Below are 17,912 nucleotides of genomic sequence, written 5' to 3' on the forward strand. Positions count from 1 at the left end.
GCATGTTTCTACCTTATGATTCGTTAGCTATCTGGAGTTTTAACATGCCGCCTCGCCGCTATAACCCTGACACCCGACGTGACGAGCTGCTGGAACGCATTAATCTCGATATACCCGGCGCGGTGGCCCAGGCGCTGCGGGAAGATTTAGGCGGAACAGTCGATGCCAACAATGATATTACGGCAAAACTTTTACCGGAAAATTCTCGCTCTCATGCAACAGTGATCACCCGCGAGAATGGCGTATTTTGCGGCAAACGCTGGGTTGAAGAGGTGTTTATTCAACTGGCTGGTGACGATGTCACCATTATCTGGCATGTGGATGACGGTGATGTCATCAACGCCAATCAACTCCTTTTCGAACTTGAAGGCCCCTCCCGCGTGCTGTTAACGGGTGAACGCACGGCGCTCAATTTTGTACAAACCCTTTCTGGGGTTGCCAGTAAGGTTCGCCACTATGTCAAACTGCTGGAAGGCACCAACACGCAGTTGCTGGATACTCGCAAAACCTTGCCCGGTCTGCGTTCGGCTCTGAAATATGCGGTACTTTGCGGCGGCGGAGCGAATCACCGCCTGGGACTTTCTGACGCCTTCCTGATTAAAGAAAACCATATTATTGCCTCTGGCTCAGTACGTCAGGCGGTCGAAAAAGCGTCCTGGCTGCACCCGGATGCGCCAGTAGAAGTCGAAGTCGAGGATCTGGAAGAACTTGATGAAGCCCTGAAAGCAGGTGCCGATATCATCATGCTGGATAACTTCGAAACAGAACAAATGCGCGAAGCTGTCAAACGTACCAATGGTAAGGCGCTGCTGGAAGTTTCGGGTAACGTCACCGACAAAACTCTGCGCGAATTTGCCGAAACAGGCGTGGACTTTATCTCTGTCGGCGCACTGACCAAACACGTACAGGCACTCGACCTTTCAATGCGTTTTCGCTAATTGCTGACAGATTCATCCGCTCCGTAGCGAGCGGATGAATCTTACCTTCTCCAACTTTCTTCGTAACGCCTCGCAAATATCTTGTCTTTCACTGCAACATAATAAAAAACCTCGGAACCCGCCTTCCCGTTTCGTTTTTTGCCCCTCGCCTGTGCCGATGGCGTTTGCCAAAGTAGCGCCAACGAAATCAAGGAGCGAAACAGATGGACAAACAACGCGGCTTTACACTCATCGAACTAATGGTAGTTATTGGCATTATTGCCATTTTAAGCGCCATTGGTATTCCCGCTTATCAGAACTACCTGCGCAAAGCAGCGCTCACCGACATGCTGCAAACCTTTGTGCCTTACCGCACCGCCGTAGAATTATGCGCACTGGAGCATGGCGGATTAGATACCTGCGACGGCGGCAGTAACGGCATCCCCTCGCCCACCACCACTCGCTATGTCTCTGCTATGAGTGTGGCAAAAGGCGTGGTGTCGCTGACAGGACAAGAGAGCCTCAATGGGTTAAGCGTCATCATGACACCAGGTTGGGATAACGCCAACGGCGTCACCGGCTGGACGCGCAACTGCAATATTCAAAGTGACAGCGCGTTGCAGCAAGCCTGCGAAGATGTCTTCCGCTTTGATGACGCCAACTAAGGAGCGGCAATGAATATTTCACAGCTCACCGCTCTGTGCCTGCGTTACCAGGGCGTCTTGCTGGATGCCAGCGAAGAGGTGGTTCATGTTGCGGTGGTCGATGCGCCCTCACATGAGTTACTTGACGCTTTGCATTTCGCTACTACCAAACGCATTGAGATCACCTGCTGGACGCGCCAGCAGATGGAAGGCCACGCCAGCCGGTCACAACATAGGTTGCCCGTAGCAGCCCCGGAAAAATATCAGCCCAAAACAGAATTGCTGACTCAAACGTTACAATCTGCACTCGAACAACGCGCTTCTGATATTCATATCGAACCAGCGGACAATAGCTACCGCATCCGCTTACGCATCGACGGCGTGTTGCATCCTTTACCAGATGTTCCACTGGATGCCGGAATAGCATTAACCGCCAGATTAAAAGTGCTGGGAAGCCTGGATATTGCGGAACATCGCCTGCCGCAGGATGGGCAATTCACTGTCGAACTGGCGGGTAACACAGTCTCATTTCGCATTGCTACCTTGCCATGTCGGGGCGGTGAAAAAGTGGTATTGCGGCTGTTACAGCAGGTGGACCAGGCGCTGGATGTCAACACGCTGGGAATGCAGCAGTTACAACTGGCGGACTTTGCTCATGCCCTACAGCAACCACAAGGGCTGGTGTTGGTTACCGGTCCTACCGGTAGCGGTAAAACGGTCACACTTTATAGCGCTCTGCAAACGCTGAATACCGCCGATATTAATATTTGCAGCGTCGAAGATCCGGTGGAGATCCCCATCGCAGGGCTTAACCAGACGCAAATCCATCCGCGTGCTGGTCTTACCTTTCAGGGGGTTTTGCGTGCGTTATTACGTCAGGATCCCGATGTCATCATGATCGGAGAGATCCGTGATGGTGAAACGGCAGAAATTGCCATTAAAGCCGCACAAACGGGTCACCTGGTGTTGTCCACGCTACACACCAACTCTACCTGCGAAACACTGGTGCGTTTACAGCAAATGGGTGTTGCCCGCTGGATGCTCTCATCAGCACTCACGCTGGTGGTAGCCCAACGTCTGGTTCGCAAACTTTGCCCGCATTGTCGCCTGCAGCAAGGGGAAGCAATCCGCCTTCCAGGCAATTTATGGTCATCGTCGTTGCCCCGCTGGCAAGCACCTGGTTGTAAACATTGCTACCACGGTTTTTATGGCCGCACGGCCTTATTTGAAGTGTTGCCCATAACACCTGTCATACGCCAGCTCATTTCCGCTAATACCGACGTTGAATCGCTGGAAACGCACGCCCGACAAACTGGAATGCACACGCTTTTTGAAAACGGCTGCCTGGCCGTGGAACAAGGTTTAACCACCTTTGAAGAGTTAATCCGCGTATTGGGGATGCCACATGGCGAGTAAGCAACTCTGGCGCTGGCATGGCATAACCGGCGACGGCAATGCGCAAGATGGAGTACTGTGGGCAGAGAGCCGTTCTTTGCTACTTATCGCACTACAGCAACAAGCCGTTACCCCACTGCACCTGAAGCGGATATCTATTAATTCAGCCCAGTGGCACGCAGACAAAAGCGCGGAAGTCATTCATCAACTGGCAACATTACTCAAAGCCGGACTAACCCTTTCGGAAGGATTAGCCCTATTGGCGGAGCAACATCCGAGCAGGCAATGGCAGGCGTTATTGCAATCGCTGGCACACGATCTCGAACAGGGTATTGCCTTTTCCAATGCCTTATTGCCCTGGTCAGAGGTTTTTCCGCCGCTTTATCAGGCGATGATCCGCACAGGCGAACTGACCGGTAAGCTGGATGAATGCTGCTTTGAACTGGCTCGTCAGCAAAAAGCCCAGCGCCAGTTAGCCGACAAAGTGAAATCAGCATTGCGTTATCCCATTATCATTTTAGCGATGGCGATAACGGTAGTTGTAGCAATGCTGCATTTTGTTCTGCCCGAGTTTGCCGCTATCTATAAAACCTTTAACACCCCGCTACCGACACTTACGCAGGGGATCATGACGCTGGCAGATTTCAGCGGTGAGTGGGGCTGGCTGCTGCTGTTGTTCGGCTTACTGCTGGCAATAGCCAATAAGTTGCTGATGCGCCGCCCGACCTGGCTTATCGTGAGGCAGAAATCGCTGTTACGCATCCCAATTATGGGTTCACTAATGCGGGGACAAAAGCTCACGCAGATCTTTACGATTCTGGCGCTGACACAAAGTGCAGGTATTACTTTTTTGCAAGGGGTAGAGAGCGTCAAAGAGACAATGGGCTGCCCGTACTGGGCACAACTTCTGACACAAATCCAGCACGATATCAGCAACGGTCAGCCCATCTGGCTGGCGTTAAAAAATGCCGGTGAGTTTAGCCCGCTCTGTTTGCAGTTAGTGAGAACGGGAGAAGCATCCGGGTCGCTGGATCTCATGCTGGAGAATCTCGCCCACCATCATCGGGATAACACGTTGGCGCTGGCAGATAATCTTGCTGCTTTACTGGAACCGGCCTTACTGGTCATTACCGGAGGAATTATCGGCACGCTGGTGGTGGCAATGTATTTGCCAATTTTTCATCTGGGCGACGCGATGAGTGGGATGGGATAACGCTGGCGCAGTGATCCACGCCAGCATTGGGAGATTACAGGTTATTGAAGATGCGGTTTTCTTGTTCCAGTACGCGGATAAACGTGGTGCGCTTGGTCAGTTCTTTCAGGCGAGAAGCCCCAACATATGTACAAGCTGAACGCAGGCCACCCAAAATATCACGCGCGGTGTTTTCAACTGGGCCACGCAGCGGCAGCTTAACGGTTTTACCTTCCGCTGCACGATATTCTGCAACGCCGCCAACGTGACGTTTCATCGCAGACTCGGAGCTCATACCGTAGAACAACATAAATTTTTCGCCGTTCTCTTCGACGATACGACCGCCGCTCTCTTCGTGCCCCGCCAGCATACCGCCGAGCATCACGAAATCAGCACCGCCACCAAAGGCTTTAGCTACATCGCCCGGCGTGGTGCAACCGCCATCGCTGACGATCATCCCGCCCAGACCGTGCGCGGCATCAGCACATTCGATTACTGCAGAAAGCTGCGGGTAACCGACGCCCGTCTTGACGCGAGTCGTACAAACAGAACCTGGGCCAATGCCAACTTTAACGATATCGGCACCGGAGAGGATAAGCTCCTCACACATTTCACCTGTCACTACGTTGCCAGCACAAATGGTTTTGGTCGGCCACGCTTCACGCGCTTTCGCAACGAACTGTACGAAGTGCTCGGAATAACCATTCGCCACGTCAATACAAACGAAGTTTAATGCCGGGTTCAGGTCGAGAATCTGTTTAGTTTTTTCGAAATCCGCATCTGACGTGCCGGTAGAAACCATCACATGTTTCAGCACATCAGCGGAAGAATTGTTGATAAACGCTTGCCACTCTTCAACAGAGTAATGTTTATGTACAGCAGTCAGAATATCGAAAGAAGCCAATGCCGTAGCCATGGTAAAAGTGCCTACGGTATCCATATTTGCGGCGATAATCGGCACGCCGGACCAGCTCTGACCTGAATGTTTGAAGGTGAATTGACGTTCCAGTTCAACATCGGAACGGCTTTTAAGAGTGGAGCGTTTAGGACGGATGAGAACGTCTTTAAAACCTAACTTCAGATCTTCTTCAATACGCATGTGCGGATTCCTGGGGTTAATGGCTATAAGGGTAAGAGCACAACTCCAGTGACGCTATCATACGCACTAATCTATGTGGCGCAAGACTGCGAAATTGTCTTTTTTTACGCTACAATCCCATAAATTTACCTGGTAAATAATGGGCGAACGTTTCATTAATCCCGCTTTCGCGTGCTCATTTTTAATGTTTTGATAATCATGATGAATTCCCGGGAATATAAAATATGAGGTATACGGTTGCCTTAACGGGTGGCATTGGCAGTGGCAAGAGTACCGTTGCAAATGCGTTTGCTGACCTCGGAATTAACGTCATTGATGCCGATATTATTGCGCGTCAGGTAGTTGAACCGGGTAGACCTGCACTGCGTGCCATTGCTGAACATTTCGGCGCTGATATGATTGCTGCTGATGGAACATTGCAGCGCCGGGCCTTACGCGAGCGGATCTTCGCCAACCCGGAAGAGAAAAACTGGCTTAATGCCCTGCTACATCCGTTGATTCAGCAGGAGACGCAACATCAGATCCAGCAAGCAACTTCCCCCTATGTACTTTGGGTTGTGCCATTGCTGGTAGAAAACTCGCTGTATAAAAAAGCGAATCGTGTGCTGGTGGTGGATGTCAGCCCAGAAACGCAACTTAAGCGCACCATGCAGCGCGATGATGTTACTCGCGAACATGTCGAACAAATTCTTGCTGCCCAGGCAACGCGCGAAGCCCGCCTTGCCGTGGCAGATGACGTCATTGATAATAACGGCGCACCGGATGCTATTGCATCGGATGTTGCCCGCCTGCACGCAAATTACTTGCAGCTTGCGTCGCAGTTTGTCTCACAGGAAAAACCTTAATGCAGACCCAGGTCCTTTTTGAACATCCACTAAATGAAAAAATGCGTACATGGCTACGCATTGAGTTTTTGATTCAGCAACTCACTGTAAATTTACCCATCGTTGACTACGCTGGCGCTCTGCATTTCTTCCGTAATGTCAGTGACTTGCTGGATGTTTTCGAGCGTGGGGAAGTACGCACCGAATTGTTGAAAGAGCTTGACCGCCAGCAGCGTAAACTCCAGACCTGGATTGACGTGCCAGGCGTGGACCAGAGCCGTATTGAAGCATTAATTCAGCAGTTAAAAGCGGCGGGCAGCGTGCTGATTTCCGCACCGCGTATCGGGCAATTTCTGCGTGAAGATCGTCTGATTGCTTTAGTGCGCCAGCGTCTGAGCATACCCGGCGGTTGTTGTAGCTTTGATTTGCCAACTTTGCATATCTGGCTGCATTTACCCCAGGCGCAGCGCGACAGCCAGGTAGAAACCTGGATTGCCAGCCTGAATCCGCTCACCCAGGCACTTACCATGGTGTTAGATTTAATTCGCCAGTCGGCACCGTTTCGCAAACAAACCAGTCTGAACGGTTTCTATCAGGATAATGGCGAAGACGCTGATCTTCTACGGCTGAATCTGGCCCTTGATTCACAGCTTTATCCGCAAATTTCCGGTCATAAGAGTCGTTTTGCGATTCGTTTTATGCCGCTGGACAGTGAAAATGGTCTGGTGCCAGAGCGCCTGGATTTTGAACTGGCGTGCTGCTAAGGAGTTACGATGTCAGAAACTATTACGGTGAACTGCCCAACTTGCGGGAAAACGGTGGTATGGGGTGAAATCAGCCCGTTTCGGCCATTTTGTTGCAAACGTTGTCAGTTGATCGACCTCGGAGAATGGGCTGCTGAAGAAAAACGCATCCCCAGCAGCGGCGATCTGTCCGAAAGCGATGACTGGAGCGAAGAGCTGAAGTAATTAGGTGTAAGAGGTGAGGCATTGTCGGATGCGGTGTAAACGCCTTATCCGACCTGCAAGATCTTGCATATCAACGGATTACAAAATCCCGCAGGCCTGATAAGACGCGCCTGCGTCGCATCAGGCATCAGGGCAAATGTCGGATGCGGCGTGAACGCCTTATTTGACCTACAGGCGCTTAAGCTTCGCAATTACCGGTTCGTTGGCTGGCGGAAAATCTTCTGCATTGAGGCTGGCCAGCGCCATCCACTCACCAGGTTGCCCTTCTTTCCCCCACGGTTCCCCTTCCCAGCCTTCGACCAGCCAGAACCACAGTGTGATATGCCTGTCAGGGAACTGATATTCCAGCTTTTCAAACAGCGAAAAACGTTGTGGCGTAATCCCGACTTCTTCCTGAAGCTCCCGCACCACCGCCTGTTCTGGCGTTTCGCTCGCTTCAATTTTACCGCCAGGAAACTCCAACTTATTCGCCATGTGCGCATCTGCGGCACGGCGGGTTATAAAGATTTCGTGGTTCTCGTTGCGAATAATACCTACCGCAATTTGCAGTTTTTTCATTGTCTTAAACCTATAAAAAAGGCGCAGATTTCTGCGCCTTTTGTCTTATTGATTAGTTTTTATTGCAGGCGACCATGGCACTGCTTGTATTTTTTACCGGAACCGCACGGGCAAGGATCGTTACGCCCAACTTTACGCTCGCCGGTTTGTGCAGCCAGCGCCGCTGCGGCTGCAGAGTCGTCATCCTGATGGCTAAGCTGCTGCATTTGCGCTAAACGCTCGGCTTCCATACGACGCTGTTGCTCCAGCTCTTCAACTTCTTCCGGCATACGAACCTGAACTTTGCTCAGCGTGCTAACCACTTCATATTTCAATGATTCCAGCATCGCCGCAAACATTGCGAAGGATTCACGTTTGTATTCCTGCTTCGGATCTTTCTGCGCGTAACCACGCAGGTGGATCCCCTGACGCAGGTAATCCATCGCCGCCAGGTGCTCTTTCCACAGGGAGTCCAGCGTTTGCAACATCACACCTTTCTCGAAGTGACGCATCATCTCGGCGCCAACCACTTCTTCTTTACGCTGATACACTTCGATGGACTGCGCCAGAATACGCTCACGCAGCGTCTCTTCATGCAGCTCTGGCTCTTTGTCCAGCCACTCGGCAATCGGCATATCGAGATCGAAATCGTTTTTCAGACGCTCTTGCAGCCCAGGAATGTCCCACATTTCTTCCAGTGATTGTGGCGGAATGTAGGCATCGATGGTCGCTTTGAACACATCTTCACGAATGCTGTTGATGGTTTCGCTCACATCGCTGACATCCAGCAGTTCGTTACGCTGGGAGTAAATGGCGCGACGCTGATCGTTAGCTACGTCATCGTATTCCAGCAACTGTTTACGAATGTCGAAGTTACGGCTTTCAACTTTACGCTGGGCGTTGGCAATTGCTTTGGTTACCCAAGGGTGTTCAATCGCTTCTCCAGGTTTCATACCCAGTTTACGCATCATGCCGGAAACACGGTCGGAGGCAAAAATACGCATCAGCGCATCTTCCATCGACAGGTAGAAACGGGAAGAACCGGCATCGCCCTGGCGACCCGAACGGCCACGCAACTGGTTATCGATACGACGAGATTCGTGACGTTCTGTACCGATGATATGCAAACCACCTGCTGCCAGAACCGCGTCGTGGCGTACCTGCCAGTCAGCTTTAATTTTTTCAATTTGCTCTGCGGTCGGGTTTTCCAGCGCGGCAACTTCTGCCTGCCAGCTACCGCCGAGCACAATGTCAGTACCACGACCCGCCATGTTGGTCGCGATAGTCACAGCCGCCGGATAACCCGCCTGGGCAACAATCGCAGCTTCGTTGGCGTGGAATTTGGCGTTCAGAACGTTATGCTTGATACCCGCTTTGGTCAGCTCGTTTGATACCAGTTCTGATTTTTCGATGGAGATAGTACCAACCAGCACCGGCTGGCCTTTCGCGGTACGCTCTTTGATATCTTCAATGATCGCCTGGATTTTTTCCGCTTCGGTCATGTAGACCAGATCCGGCAGATCTTTACGAATCATCGGACGGTTAGTCGGAACGACGACGGTATCCAGCTTGTAGATTGAGCTAAATTCGAATGCTTCGGTATCAGCCGTACCGGTCATCCCCGCCAGTTTTTCATACAAACGGAAGTAGTTCTGGAAGGTGATAGAAGCCAGCGTCTGGTTTTCGTTCTGGATCTGCACACCTTCTTTCGCTTCCACAGCCTGGTGCAGGCCATCGGACCAGCGACGCCCTTGCATGGTACGACCGGTATGTTCGTCAACGATGATAACTTCACCATCTTTAACGATGTAATCGACGTCGCGGGTAAATAGCGCGTGGGCACGCAGCGCCGCCGTTACGTGGTGCATCAGCATGATATTAGCCGGAGAATACAACGACTCGCCTTCGGCCATGATCCCTTCTTTCACCAACAGCTCTTCAATCAGCACCAAACCACGTTCGGTCAGGTTCACCTGACGAGATTTTTCATCAACCGAGAAGTGACCTTCGCCCTGGAAGGTTTCAGAGTCTTCTTTTTCCTGGCGGATCAGGTGTGGAATGATTTTGTTGACGCGCTTATACATTTCCGAACTGTCTTCTGCCGGACCAGAAATGATCAGCGGTGTACGCGCTTCATCGATCAGGATGGAGTCCACTTCGTCCACCAGCGCATAGTGCAGTTTACGCTGTACACGCTCTTCTGGACTGAACGCCATGTTGTCGCGCAGGTAGTCGAAACCGTACTCGTTGTTAGTACCGTAAGTAATGTCGGCCGCATAGGCTTCACGTTTCGCTGGCGCAGGCATGCCCGGTAGGTTGATGCCGACGGTCATACCGAGGAATTCAAACAGCGGACGGTTGTTTTCGGCGTCACGCTGCGCCAGGTAATCGTTGACGGTAACAACGTGCACGCCCTTACCGGTTAATGCGTTCAGGTAAGCAGGCAGCGTTGCGGTCAGTGTTTTACCTTCACCAGTACGCATTTCCGCGATACAGCGTTCATTAAGAACCATGCCGCCGAGCAACTGAACGTCGAAGTGACGCATCCCAAAGACACGCTTACTTGCTTCACGCACAACGGCAAAGGCTTCCGGGATCAGGTTTTCCAGCACTTCGCCTTTTTCCAGACGTGCGCGAAACTCTGCAGTTTTTCCCTTCAGTTCTTCGTCGGAGAGTTTTTCCATCTCCGGTTCCATGGCATTGATGAGGTTGACGACTTTGCGCATCCGGCGCAGGGTGCGGTCGTTACGGCTACCGAAAACTTTTGTTAATAATTTGATTAGCATAATAAAATCTCAAACGCCCCGCAGTGCGGAGTTAATAAAATGAAATAAAGGTTTTGTCGTTATTAGCTAAGGCGTTGAGGGCCAGCACGGATACCTTGCGCCTGGCTGATCCAGACGGGCGTGCTGAATGCTGCTTGCGGAGTAAAATGCGCATAATCAATGCGATAACCATTTTCAGGCGGCGTGCCTTCCTGGGTCAGCAGCGCGCTGAGCGTATCCAGTAAAGCAAGATGTTGCGCCTGAAACGGTAAAGACTCTTCAGCAACGGGCAGCGTTTGCGGTGCCATTGCGAAGGAAAGATGACGGATTACCGTGCGAATTGCGTGTTGATGCCAGTAATCAACGGAATAGTTCGAGTTTGGGCGGCGCGTATTCGCTTCCAGCAAGGCCAACTGACTAAAGTTAACTTTGGCAGAAGGCTCGTGGTTGCGGGTTGTCGCTTTTGCGGGCGCATTTGGTTCGGCGGCGTTGCTGAGCGCAGGCAAACCTAAACTCGCCGCGACCATCCCTAATAAGAGATGCGGCCAGAAGTAGCGTTTACCAAACTGTCGCCAGCGCGTCAGTATTCCACTCACGTTATTGCCATCCCAATCGTATTCAAACGTTTTTAGCGCACAAATCTTATCATTAAAGGCCGAAGTCCACAGCAGGAATGAAGATAAGTTGTGCGTAAAAGTGCTTAAGAAAACAGCGTTCGCACCGTTTCTTACGGCCCTGATAACAACTCAAAAAAAACGACTGGTTCACCTGGCCGGAGAGAGTGCCAGATTTGCCAGTCGAATTTTATACGACAGTATAAATGTCGTTATGCCAGTACCGTCGAAGGCGCTTTGAAGGCCAACGGCAGTTCTGCGTCGTCCTGGAAGGTCACATATTCCCAGGCTTCCTGTTTTGCCAGGACAGCCTGCAACAGTTTGTTATTCAGTGCATGACCGGATTTATAGGCGGTAAATGCACCAATAATATTGTGACCACACATGAACAAGTCACCGATCGCGTCAAGCATTTTGTGACGCACAAATTCGTCTTCAAAACGCAAACCGTCTTCGTTCAGTACGCGATAATCGTCAACAACGATGGCACAATCGAAGCTGCCGCCCAGGCACAAACCACGAGACTGCAGATATTCAATATCGCGCATGAAACCGAATGTACGCGCACGGCTGATCTGACGCATAAACGCATCAGCAGAGAAGTTCATCGCATAGCGTTGATTGCTGGAATCGATAGCCGGATGGTTGAAATCGATGGTGAAATCCAGCGAAAAACCATTATATGGCTTAAATTCAGCCCACTTATCGCCATCTTCGACACGAACAGTCTCTTTGATGCGAACAAATTTCTTGGCGCAGTTGAGTTCGTCGATACCAGCATCAAGCAGCAGGTAAACAAACGGAGCAGCGCTGCCGTCCATAATCGGGATTTCCGGTGCGTTAACTTCGATAACGATGTTATCGATGCCTAAGCCCGCGAGCGCAGCGTTCAAGTGCTCAACGGTTGAAATCCGTACATCATGCTCGTTGACCAGACACGTACAGAGCATGGTATCACGCACAGATTTGGCATCGGCCGGGAAATCTACCGGTGGATTCAAGTCGGTGCGACGATAGATGACCCCGGTGTTGGCCGGCGCAGGGCGTAACGTCAGGGTGACTTTCTTGCCGGTATGTAAACCGACACCCGTCGCCTGAACGATACGTTTAAGTGTCCTTTGTTTGATCATCGTATTATCTCGCCAAATTATCTATCCAACCGAAGTGTACTATACATTCGGCAGGCCAGTTTAGCACAAAGAGCCTCGTAACCCAAATTCCAGCTTATTCTTAGTCAGCTTGCTTACGCAAGAATGCAGGGATATCCAGATAATCAGGTTCTTTCGCGGTTTGCGGCGTATTGTCGTTCACCACTTTAGCGACCGGTTTCTGTTCCTGAGTCAGCGGTGCCATACCGTGCTGTTGGTAACGATCCATCACCGGCTGCTGAACTTGTTTATTGGTCACGAGAGTGATTTCAGGACGTTTGTCCATGCCGATGCCTGTTGCAACCACGGTTACACGCAGTTCATCGTTCATATCCGGGTCAAGAGATGTACCGATAACCACAGTCGCGTTATCCGAAGCAAATGCACGGATGGTGTTACCTACGGTTTCGAATTCATCCAGACGCAGGTCGAAGCCCGCCGTGATGTTAACCAGCACGCCGCGCGCGCCAGACAGGTCGATGTCTTCCAGCAGCGGAGAAGAGATAGCCATTTCAGCCGCTTCTTCCGCACGGTCTTCGCCGCTTGCCACACCAGAACCCATCATCGCGTAGCCCATTTCAGACATCACGGTACGAACGTCTGCAAAGTCGACGTTCATCAAACCCGGACGAGTAATCAGTTCAGCGATACCCTGAACAGCACCTTTCAGCACATCATTCGCTGCGCCAAACGCATCAAGCAGGGAAATACCGCGACCGAGCACCTTCAGCAGTTTATCGTTCGGGATGGTAATCAGTGAGTCCACATGCTTGGACAATTCAGTGATCCCCTGCTCCGCGAAGGCCATACGCTTCTTGCCTTCAAAGTTGAAAGGCTTAGTCACGACAGCAACGGTCAGGATCCCCAAATCTTTTGCAACTTCAGCAACGACCGGCGCAGCACCTGTACCAGTACCGCCCCCCATACCTGCTGCAATAAATACCATGTCTGCACCTTCCAGCGCCGCACGCAGTGCATCGCGATCCTCATCAGCCGCATTACGGCCAACTTCTGGATTAGCGCCAGCTCCCAGTCCTTTGGTTATACCACTACCGATCTGAATCGTCTGCCCAACCGCTGTTTTACGCAGCGCCTGTGCATCGGTATTTACCGCGAAGAATTCAACACCTTCAATGCGCTCACGCACCATGTGCTCAACAGCATTACCGCCGCCGCCGCCGACGCCGATGACTTTAATCACCGCGTCGTTGGTAAGTTCCATTGGTTCAAACATAGTTTCTCTCCGATATGTGCCTGTCGCCTGAGGCCGTAATCACCGTCGACCTCATAAAAATTAAAACTCTTTTCGCAGCCAACTATTGAGTCGCTTGATCCACGAGCCAACTGATGCTGTAACACGTTTTTCTACTTCCGCTTCACCGTTAAGATGTGACTCTTTCCCGTAGTGAAGCAATCCCACAGCCGTCGAGTAATACGGCTCCTGAGCATAATCAGTTAAACCAGTGATATTCAGCGGCGCGCCAATACGCACCTGCGTATGAAACACTCGCTGAGCGCAGGCGGCAAGACCTTCGATCTGCGCCGCGCCACCGGTTAATACAATGCCCGCCGCCAGGTGATGTTTCACACCTTGTTGGCGAAGCTTTTCCTGCAACTGCAATATCTCTTCGTTGACCAGATTGAGCAGCTCGGTATACCGTGGCTCAATCACCTCCGCCAGCGTCTGACGTTGCAGACTACGCGGTGGTCGCCCACCTACGCTCGGCACTTCCACACTCTCATCTTTACCAACGATGGAGCCTAACGCGCAGCCATGGCGAACTTTAATCGCTTCGGCGTCGCTTGGCGGCGTGCCAAAGGCATAGGCGATATCACTGGTCACCACATTGCCAGCATAAGGAATTACCTTGGTGTGGCGCAATGCCCCACCGGTATAAACGGCGATATCCATTGTACCACCACCGATATCGACGACGCAGACTCCCAATTCACGTTCGTCTTCCGTCAATACCGAATAACTTGATGCCAGTCCGGCAAATATCAGTTGGTCAACTTTCAGGCCACAACGTTCAACCGCTTTAACAATGTTTTTCGCCATATCATTGTGACATGTGATCAGGTGCACTTTTGCCTGCATTCGCACGCCGGAAAGCCCCACCGGGTTCTTGATCCCTTCCTGATAGTCAATCGCGTACTCTTGCGGGATCACGTGCAACACACGATGTTCATCACGCACGCGCACCGATTTCGCGGTATGGACGACGTTTTCCACATCTTCTTGCGTCACTTCTTCTTCAGAAATGGGCACCATACCTATTTCATTCTGACAACTGATGTGCTTACCAGAAAGCGCCAGATATACTGAAGAGATCTGACAATCTGCCATCAATTCTGCCTGGTCAATAGCGCGTTGTACGCATTTGACCACGGATTCGAGGTCGTTAACCCCGCCTTTATCCATACCACGTGACGGGCAACTGCCCACACCAATGATATTGACCATACCGTCGGGCAGAACTTCCCCTACTAAAGCGGCAACCTTCGCGGTACCAATCTCCAGTCCTACTACCAGTTTTCTGTCCGTCGCCTTGATCATTGTTGTTCTGCCTGTGCCTGATTTTGTTGCTGAGTAGATTCCTCTGGCGGCAAGGGCGCCCAGCCTACTGCCGCACCAGAGTCATAACGCAAATCAACGTAGCTAATCCGTTTGCCATCGGTTTGCGCCTGCTGCTGTAAAACCGGATAAAGTTCTACAAAGCGAGCCAAACGTTTCATCGTATCGCCCCGGCCAAGGTTGAGCTTAATATCGTTATTCAGCGTCAACTGCCAGGAACGCCGCGCGGTCATCGCCGCTTCCTTCAGAGTAAATCTGTCCTTTGCCAGCATCTGCCCCATTTCGCGATAGCCCTGCAACACTTCATTTGCGCTGCCTTCCGGGCCATACAACATCGGGAGCACCTGCTTGCTGGTGCGATCTGGTGGCACGCTGAAGGTATTTCCTTCGGCGTCTACCATATGTTGATCATTCCACCGCGCAATCGGCACATATTCAACCAGATGAATCTTCAATTCATCAGGCCACTGCTTTCTGACGCTCACCTGCTTAATCCACGGCAGGCGTTGTTCTATTTGCGTCTGGATGATGTTGACATCCTGGGTCATAAAAGTACCCGGCTCACCCAACGCCAGGATCGACTGCCGGATATCGTCATTACGCGTGTAATGCCGTTCACCGGTCAACACCAGCTTTGAGAGCGGCAGGCGTTGCGCATCTTCCATCCAGCCCAACACGACCCAGCCGCTCACCAACACTGTCGTTAAAACCGTCAGCAGGAAAAGGATCCCCGCCAGACGTGTTCCATTATTGCGGCGAGAAGAAATCTCTTCCTCGCTGTTTCGCGTGTTCAGAGCAGCCTGCGACATATTAGTCCGCCAGTTCCAGAATTCGTACTACCAACTGCGAGAAGCTTAACCCCGCCTGACGCGCCGCCATCGGCACCAGACTATGGCTGGTCATACCCGGTGAGGTATTGGCTTCCAGCAGATAAAACTGTCCATCACTGTCCAGCATGACGTCAATACGCCCCCATCCTTTGCAGCCTAAAGTCGTCCATGCTTTCAGCACTAATGCCTGCAAATTGGCCTCTTGTGACGCTTCCAGACCTGCGGGGCAGAAATACTGTGTCTCATCAGAGAGATACTTTGCCTCATAATCATAGAAGGTTCCGGCGGGTTGAATACGTATTGACGGTAAAATTTCTTCACCGAGTATCGCAACCGTGAACTCCGGCCCACTTAGCCATTTTTCAATCAATACTTCTTCATCGTGCTGAAATGCCAATCTTAATGCATCTTGTAGAGCATTTTCTGCTACTACTTTTGACATTCCAACGCTGGAACCTTCGCGACTCGGCTTGACAATAAGCGGCAAACCTAAGGCAGAAATTTCTGCTAACTGCTTATCACTAAGGCCTTTTTCAAATTCTGCGCGGGTTAATGCCACCCACGGCGCTACCGGTAAACCGGCTCCCTGCCACAGCAATTTGCTGCGTAGTTTATCCATTGAAAGCGCAGATGCCATCACCCCGCTGCCGGTATAAGGTAGCCCCATCAGCTCGAGCATGCCCTGCAATGTGCCGTCTTCACCGCCGCGCCCGTGCAGAGCGATAAATACTTTCTGAAAGCCCATCGCCTTCAGTTGCGTCACGTCGACTTCTTTCGGATCGACAGGATGCGCGTTGATACTGCCTTCACGCAGCCCGGCTAACACTGCAGCACCAGAATTCAAAGAAACTTCTCTCTCTGCGGAGTTCCCGCCCAACAGGACCGCGATTTTATCAGTCATGTTGCTCTTCCTCCGGAGTTTGCGGCTTCAGTTTGATTTCAGCTAAAGAACGAGCAATTTTTCCGATATTACCCGCCCCCTGCACAAGAATCAGGTCGTTACCAGTTAATACCGGTGCTAACATCTCGGCTACCTGCGCCGGATCAGGCACCAGAATGGGATCAATTTTCCCACGTCCACGAATTGTACGACACAACGAACGGCTGTCCGCTCCCGGAATCGGTGCTTCGCCAGCCGGATAAACGTCCAGCATCAATAAGGTATCGACCTGGGTCAGGACATTGGCAAAATCGTCATACAGATCACGAGTGCGGGTGAAACGGTGCGGCTGAAACAGCATCACCAGGTTTTTATCCGGCCAGCCAGCACGCGCCGCTTTAATCGTGGCATCCACTTCTGTCGGATGGTGGCCGTAGTCATCGACCAGCATTGCTGTACCGCTTTTACCGTTGACCGGCTCCAGCGGAAACTCACCGAGGAAATCAAAGCGACGACCGGTTCCCTGGAAGCTCTCCAGCGCACGCAGAATAGCGTCGTCGTCAATCCCCTCTTCCGTGGCGACCGCAACCGCAGCGGCAGCGTTCAGCGCATTATGACGGCCTGGCGCATTCAGAGTAACGCGCATCGGCTCTTTGTCCTGGCGCAGCAACGTAAAGTGCCCCTGCGGGCCAATCTGCTGATAATCTTCCACACGAACGTCAGCATCTTCACTGAAACCATAAGTGGTAATCTGACGGCCAACGCGCGGTAACAACTCACGGATCACCGGGTCGTCAACACACATCACCGCACGTCCGTAAAACGGCAGGTTGTGCAGAAAATTAATAAAAGTCTGTTTTAAATTCTCGAAGTCACCCTGGTAGGTATCCATGTGATCGGCTTCGATATTGGTGACAATCGCCACCATCGGTTGCAGATGCAGGAACGATGCGTCGCTCTCATCCGCTTCGGCAATCAGGTAACGCCCGTGACCTAAACGCGCATGAACACCCGCCGCTTTTACCAACCCACCGTTAACGAAGGTCGGGTCGAGGCCCGCTTCTGCGTAGATGCTGGAAACCATCGCGGTGGTGGTGGTTTTACCGTGTGTCCCGGCAATGGCGATGCCATGACGAAAACGCATTAACTCAGCCAGCATTTCCGCACGACGAATAACCGGAATACGCGCTTCATGGGCAGCAACAATCTCTGGGTTGTCAGCAGAAATCGCGCTGGAAACAACGACCACGCTGGCGTCACGCACGTTTTCCGGGCGATGGTTGAAGTAAATCGTCGCCCCCAGATTCATTAACTGCTGCGTGACCGGATTTGGCGCTAAATCGGAACCACTGATCTGATACCCTTCATTGGCCAGAACTTCGGCAATACCGCCCATACCGGCACCACCGATGCCGACAAAGTGTATGTGCCGAACGCGACGCATTTCGGGCACGATGGAACGCAGTTTTGCCAATTGTTGTGTATTCATTCTTTACGCCATTAACTTCTCAAATTCATGCGATG

At 51.7% G+C, this 17,912-nt stretch carries 18 protein-coding genes; 7 read left to right on the forward strand and 11 right to left on the reverse strand.

Translation table 11 applies throughout. The features are described 5' to 3' along the window. Nucleotides 1-44 precede the first annotated feature (44 nt). The 4 genes from nadC (at nucleotide 45) to hofC (ending at nucleotide 4,169) form a co-directional block, all read left to right on the forward strand. On the forward strand, nucleotides 45-938 hold the full coding sequence (nadC, locus tag ESM_RS0110880; protein ID WP_001135155.1) for a carboxylating nicotinate-nucleotide diphosphorylase: 894 nt from the start codon (nucleotides 45-47) through the stop codon (nucleotides 936-938). A gap of 203 nt (nucleotides 939-1,141) precedes the next feature. Continuing rightward, nucleotides 1,142-1,582 (forward strand): prepilin peptidase-dependent pilin, encoded by a 441-nt coding sequence (ppdD, locus tag ESM_RS0110885; protein ID WP_000360899.1) that lies wholly within the window; start codon nucleotides 1,142-1,144, stop codon nucleotides 1,580-1,582. Nucleotides 1,583-1,591: 9 nt separating this feature from the next. Continuing rightward, nucleotides 1,592-2,977 carry a type II secretion system protein GspE gene (gene gspE / locus ESM_RS0110890; protein WP_001027409.1) on the forward strand — a complete coding sequence of 462 codons (1,386 nt, stop codon included), beginning with the start codon at nucleotides 1,592-1,594 and terminating at the stop codon, nucleotides 2,975-2,977. Further along, the gene (gene hofC, locus ESM_RS0110895) at nucleotides 2,967-4,169 is read left to right on the forward strand and encodes a protein transport protein HofC (protein WP_000157279.1); all 1,203 of its coding nucleotides are present in this window, start codon (nucleotides 2,967-2,969) and stop codon (nucleotides 4,167-4,169) included. Before gspE ends, hofC begins: the two co-directional genes overlap by 11 nt. Before the next feature lie 34 nt (nucleotides 4,170-4,203). On the opposite strand, the gene guaC is transcribed toward hofC, so the two are convergent. Further along, nucleotides 4,204-5,247 carry a GMP reductase gene (gene guaC, locus ESM_RS0110900; protein ID WP_001217354.1) on the reverse strand — a complete coding sequence of 348 codons (1,044 nt, stop codon included), beginning with the start codon at nucleotides 5,245-5,247 and terminating at the stop codon, nucleotides 4,204-4,206. 155 nt (nucleotides 5,248-5,402) lie between these two features. Beyond that, nucleotides 5,403-5,447 (reverse strand): hypothetical protein, encoded by a 45-nt coding sequence (locus ESM_RS1000000128805; RefSeq protein ID WP_175419238.1) that lies wholly within the window; start codon nucleotides 5,445-5,447, stop codon nucleotides 5,403-5,405. Between the two features lie 24 nt (nucleotides 5,448-5,471). Here ESM_RS1000000128805 and coaE point away from each other — a divergent pair, with 24 nt between their 5' ends. The 3 genes from coaE to yacG are packed head-to-tail and all read left to right on the forward strand — an operon-like array spanning nucleotide 5,472 to nucleotide 7,039. Continuing rightward, nucleotides 5,472-6,092 (forward strand): dephospho-CoA kinase, encoded by a 621-nt coding sequence (gene coaE / locus ESM_RS0110905; RefSeq protein WP_001270922.1) that lies wholly within the window; start codon nucleotides 5,472-5,474, stop codon nucleotides 6,090-6,092. Further along, nucleotides 6,092-6,835 carry a cell division protein ZapD gene (gene zapD, locus ESM_RS0110910; RefSeq protein WP_001194740.1) on the forward strand — a complete coding sequence of 248 codons (744 nt, stop codon included), beginning with the start codon at nucleotides 6,092-6,094 and terminating at the stop codon, nucleotides 6,833-6,835. The genes coaE and zapD overlap by 1 nt, the downstream gene beginning before the upstream one ends. A gap of 9 nt (nucleotides 6,836-6,844) precedes the next feature. Continuing rightward, nucleotides 6,845-7,039, forward strand: coding sequence for a DNA gyrase inhibitor YacG (gene yacG / locus ESM_RS0110915; protein WP_000005032.1), 195 nt, complete (start codon nucleotides 6,845-6,847; stop codon nucleotides 7,037-7,039). Between the two features lie 168 nt (nucleotides 7,040-7,207). Here yacG and mutT read toward each other — a convergent pair whose 3' ends face one another. The 9 genes from mutT to murC form a co-directional block, all read right to left on the reverse strand. Beyond that, nucleotides 7,208-7,597 (reverse strand): 8-oxo-dGTP diphosphatase MutT, encoded by a 390-nt coding sequence (mutT, locus tag ESM_RS0110920; RefSeq protein ID WP_000736001.1) that lies wholly within the window; start codon nucleotides 7,595-7,597, stop codon nucleotides 7,208-7,210. Nucleotides 7,598-7,656: 59 nt separating this feature from the next. Next, the gene (gene secA, locus ESM_RS0110925) at nucleotides 7,657-10,362 is read right to left on the reverse strand and encodes a preprotein translocase subunit SecA (RefSeq protein ID WP_000905806.1); all 2,706 of its coding nucleotides are present in this window, start codon (nucleotides 10,360-10,362) and stop codon (nucleotides 7,657-7,659) included. 62 nt (nucleotides 10,363-10,424) lie between these two features. Next, a complete protein-coding gene (gene secM / locus ESM_RS0110930) occupies nucleotides 10,425-10,937 on the reverse strand; it encodes a secA translation cis-regulator SecM (protein WP_000014327.1) in 513 nt (170 codons plus the stop codon). Nucleotides 10,938-11,167: 230 nt separating this feature from the next. Beyond that, nucleotides 11,168-12,085, reverse strand: a complete 918-nt coding sequence (lpxC, locus tag ESM_RS0110935) for a UDP-3-O-acyl-N-acetylglucosamine deacetylase (protein WP_000595484.1) — start codon at nucleotides 12,083-12,085, stop codon at nucleotides 11,168-11,170. 100 nt (nucleotides 12,086-12,185) lie between these two features. Beyond that, nucleotides 12,186-13,337, reverse strand: coding sequence for a cell division protein FtsZ (gene ftsZ / locus ESM_RS0110940; RefSeq protein WP_000462777.1), 1,152 nt, complete (start codon nucleotides 13,335-13,337; stop codon nucleotides 12,186-12,188). A gap of 60 nt (nucleotides 13,338-13,397) precedes the next feature. Next, nucleotides 13,398-14,660 (reverse strand): cell division protein FtsA, encoded by a 1,263-nt coding sequence (ftsA, locus tag ESM_RS0110945; RefSeq protein WP_000588474.1) that lies wholly within the window; start codon nucleotides 14,658-14,660, stop codon nucleotides 13,398-13,400. Beyond that, entirely contained in the window at nucleotides 14,657-15,487 is an 831-nt protein-coding gene (gene ftsQ / locus ESM_RS0110950; protein ID WP_000075732.1) for a cell division protein FtsQ, read from the reverse strand. The genes ftsA and ftsQ overlap by 4 nt, the downstream gene beginning before the upstream one ends. Before the next feature lies 1 nt (nucleotide 15,488). Beyond that, nucleotides 15,489-16,409: a D-alanine--D-alanine ligase gene (ddlB, locus tag ESM_RS0110955; RefSeq protein ID WP_000130029.1), complete on the reverse strand. Its 921-nt coding sequence runs from the start codon at nucleotides 16,407-16,409 to the stop codon at nucleotides 15,489-15,491. Further along, nucleotides 16,402-17,877, reverse strand: a complete 1,476-nt coding sequence (gene murC, locus ESM_RS0110960; RefSeq protein WP_001096039.1) for a UDP-N-acetylmuramate--L-alanine ligase — start codon at nucleotides 17,875-17,877, stop codon at nucleotides 16,402-16,404. Before murC ends, ddlB begins: the two co-directional genes overlap by 8 nt. Nucleotides 17,878-17,912 lie beyond the last annotated feature (35 nt).

Source organism: Escherichia sp. TW09308 (genome assembly GCF_000208565.1).
Taxonomy (GTDB): Bacteria; Pseudomonadota; Gammaproteobacteria; order Enterobacterales; family Enterobacteriaceae; genus Escherichia; species Escherichia marmotae.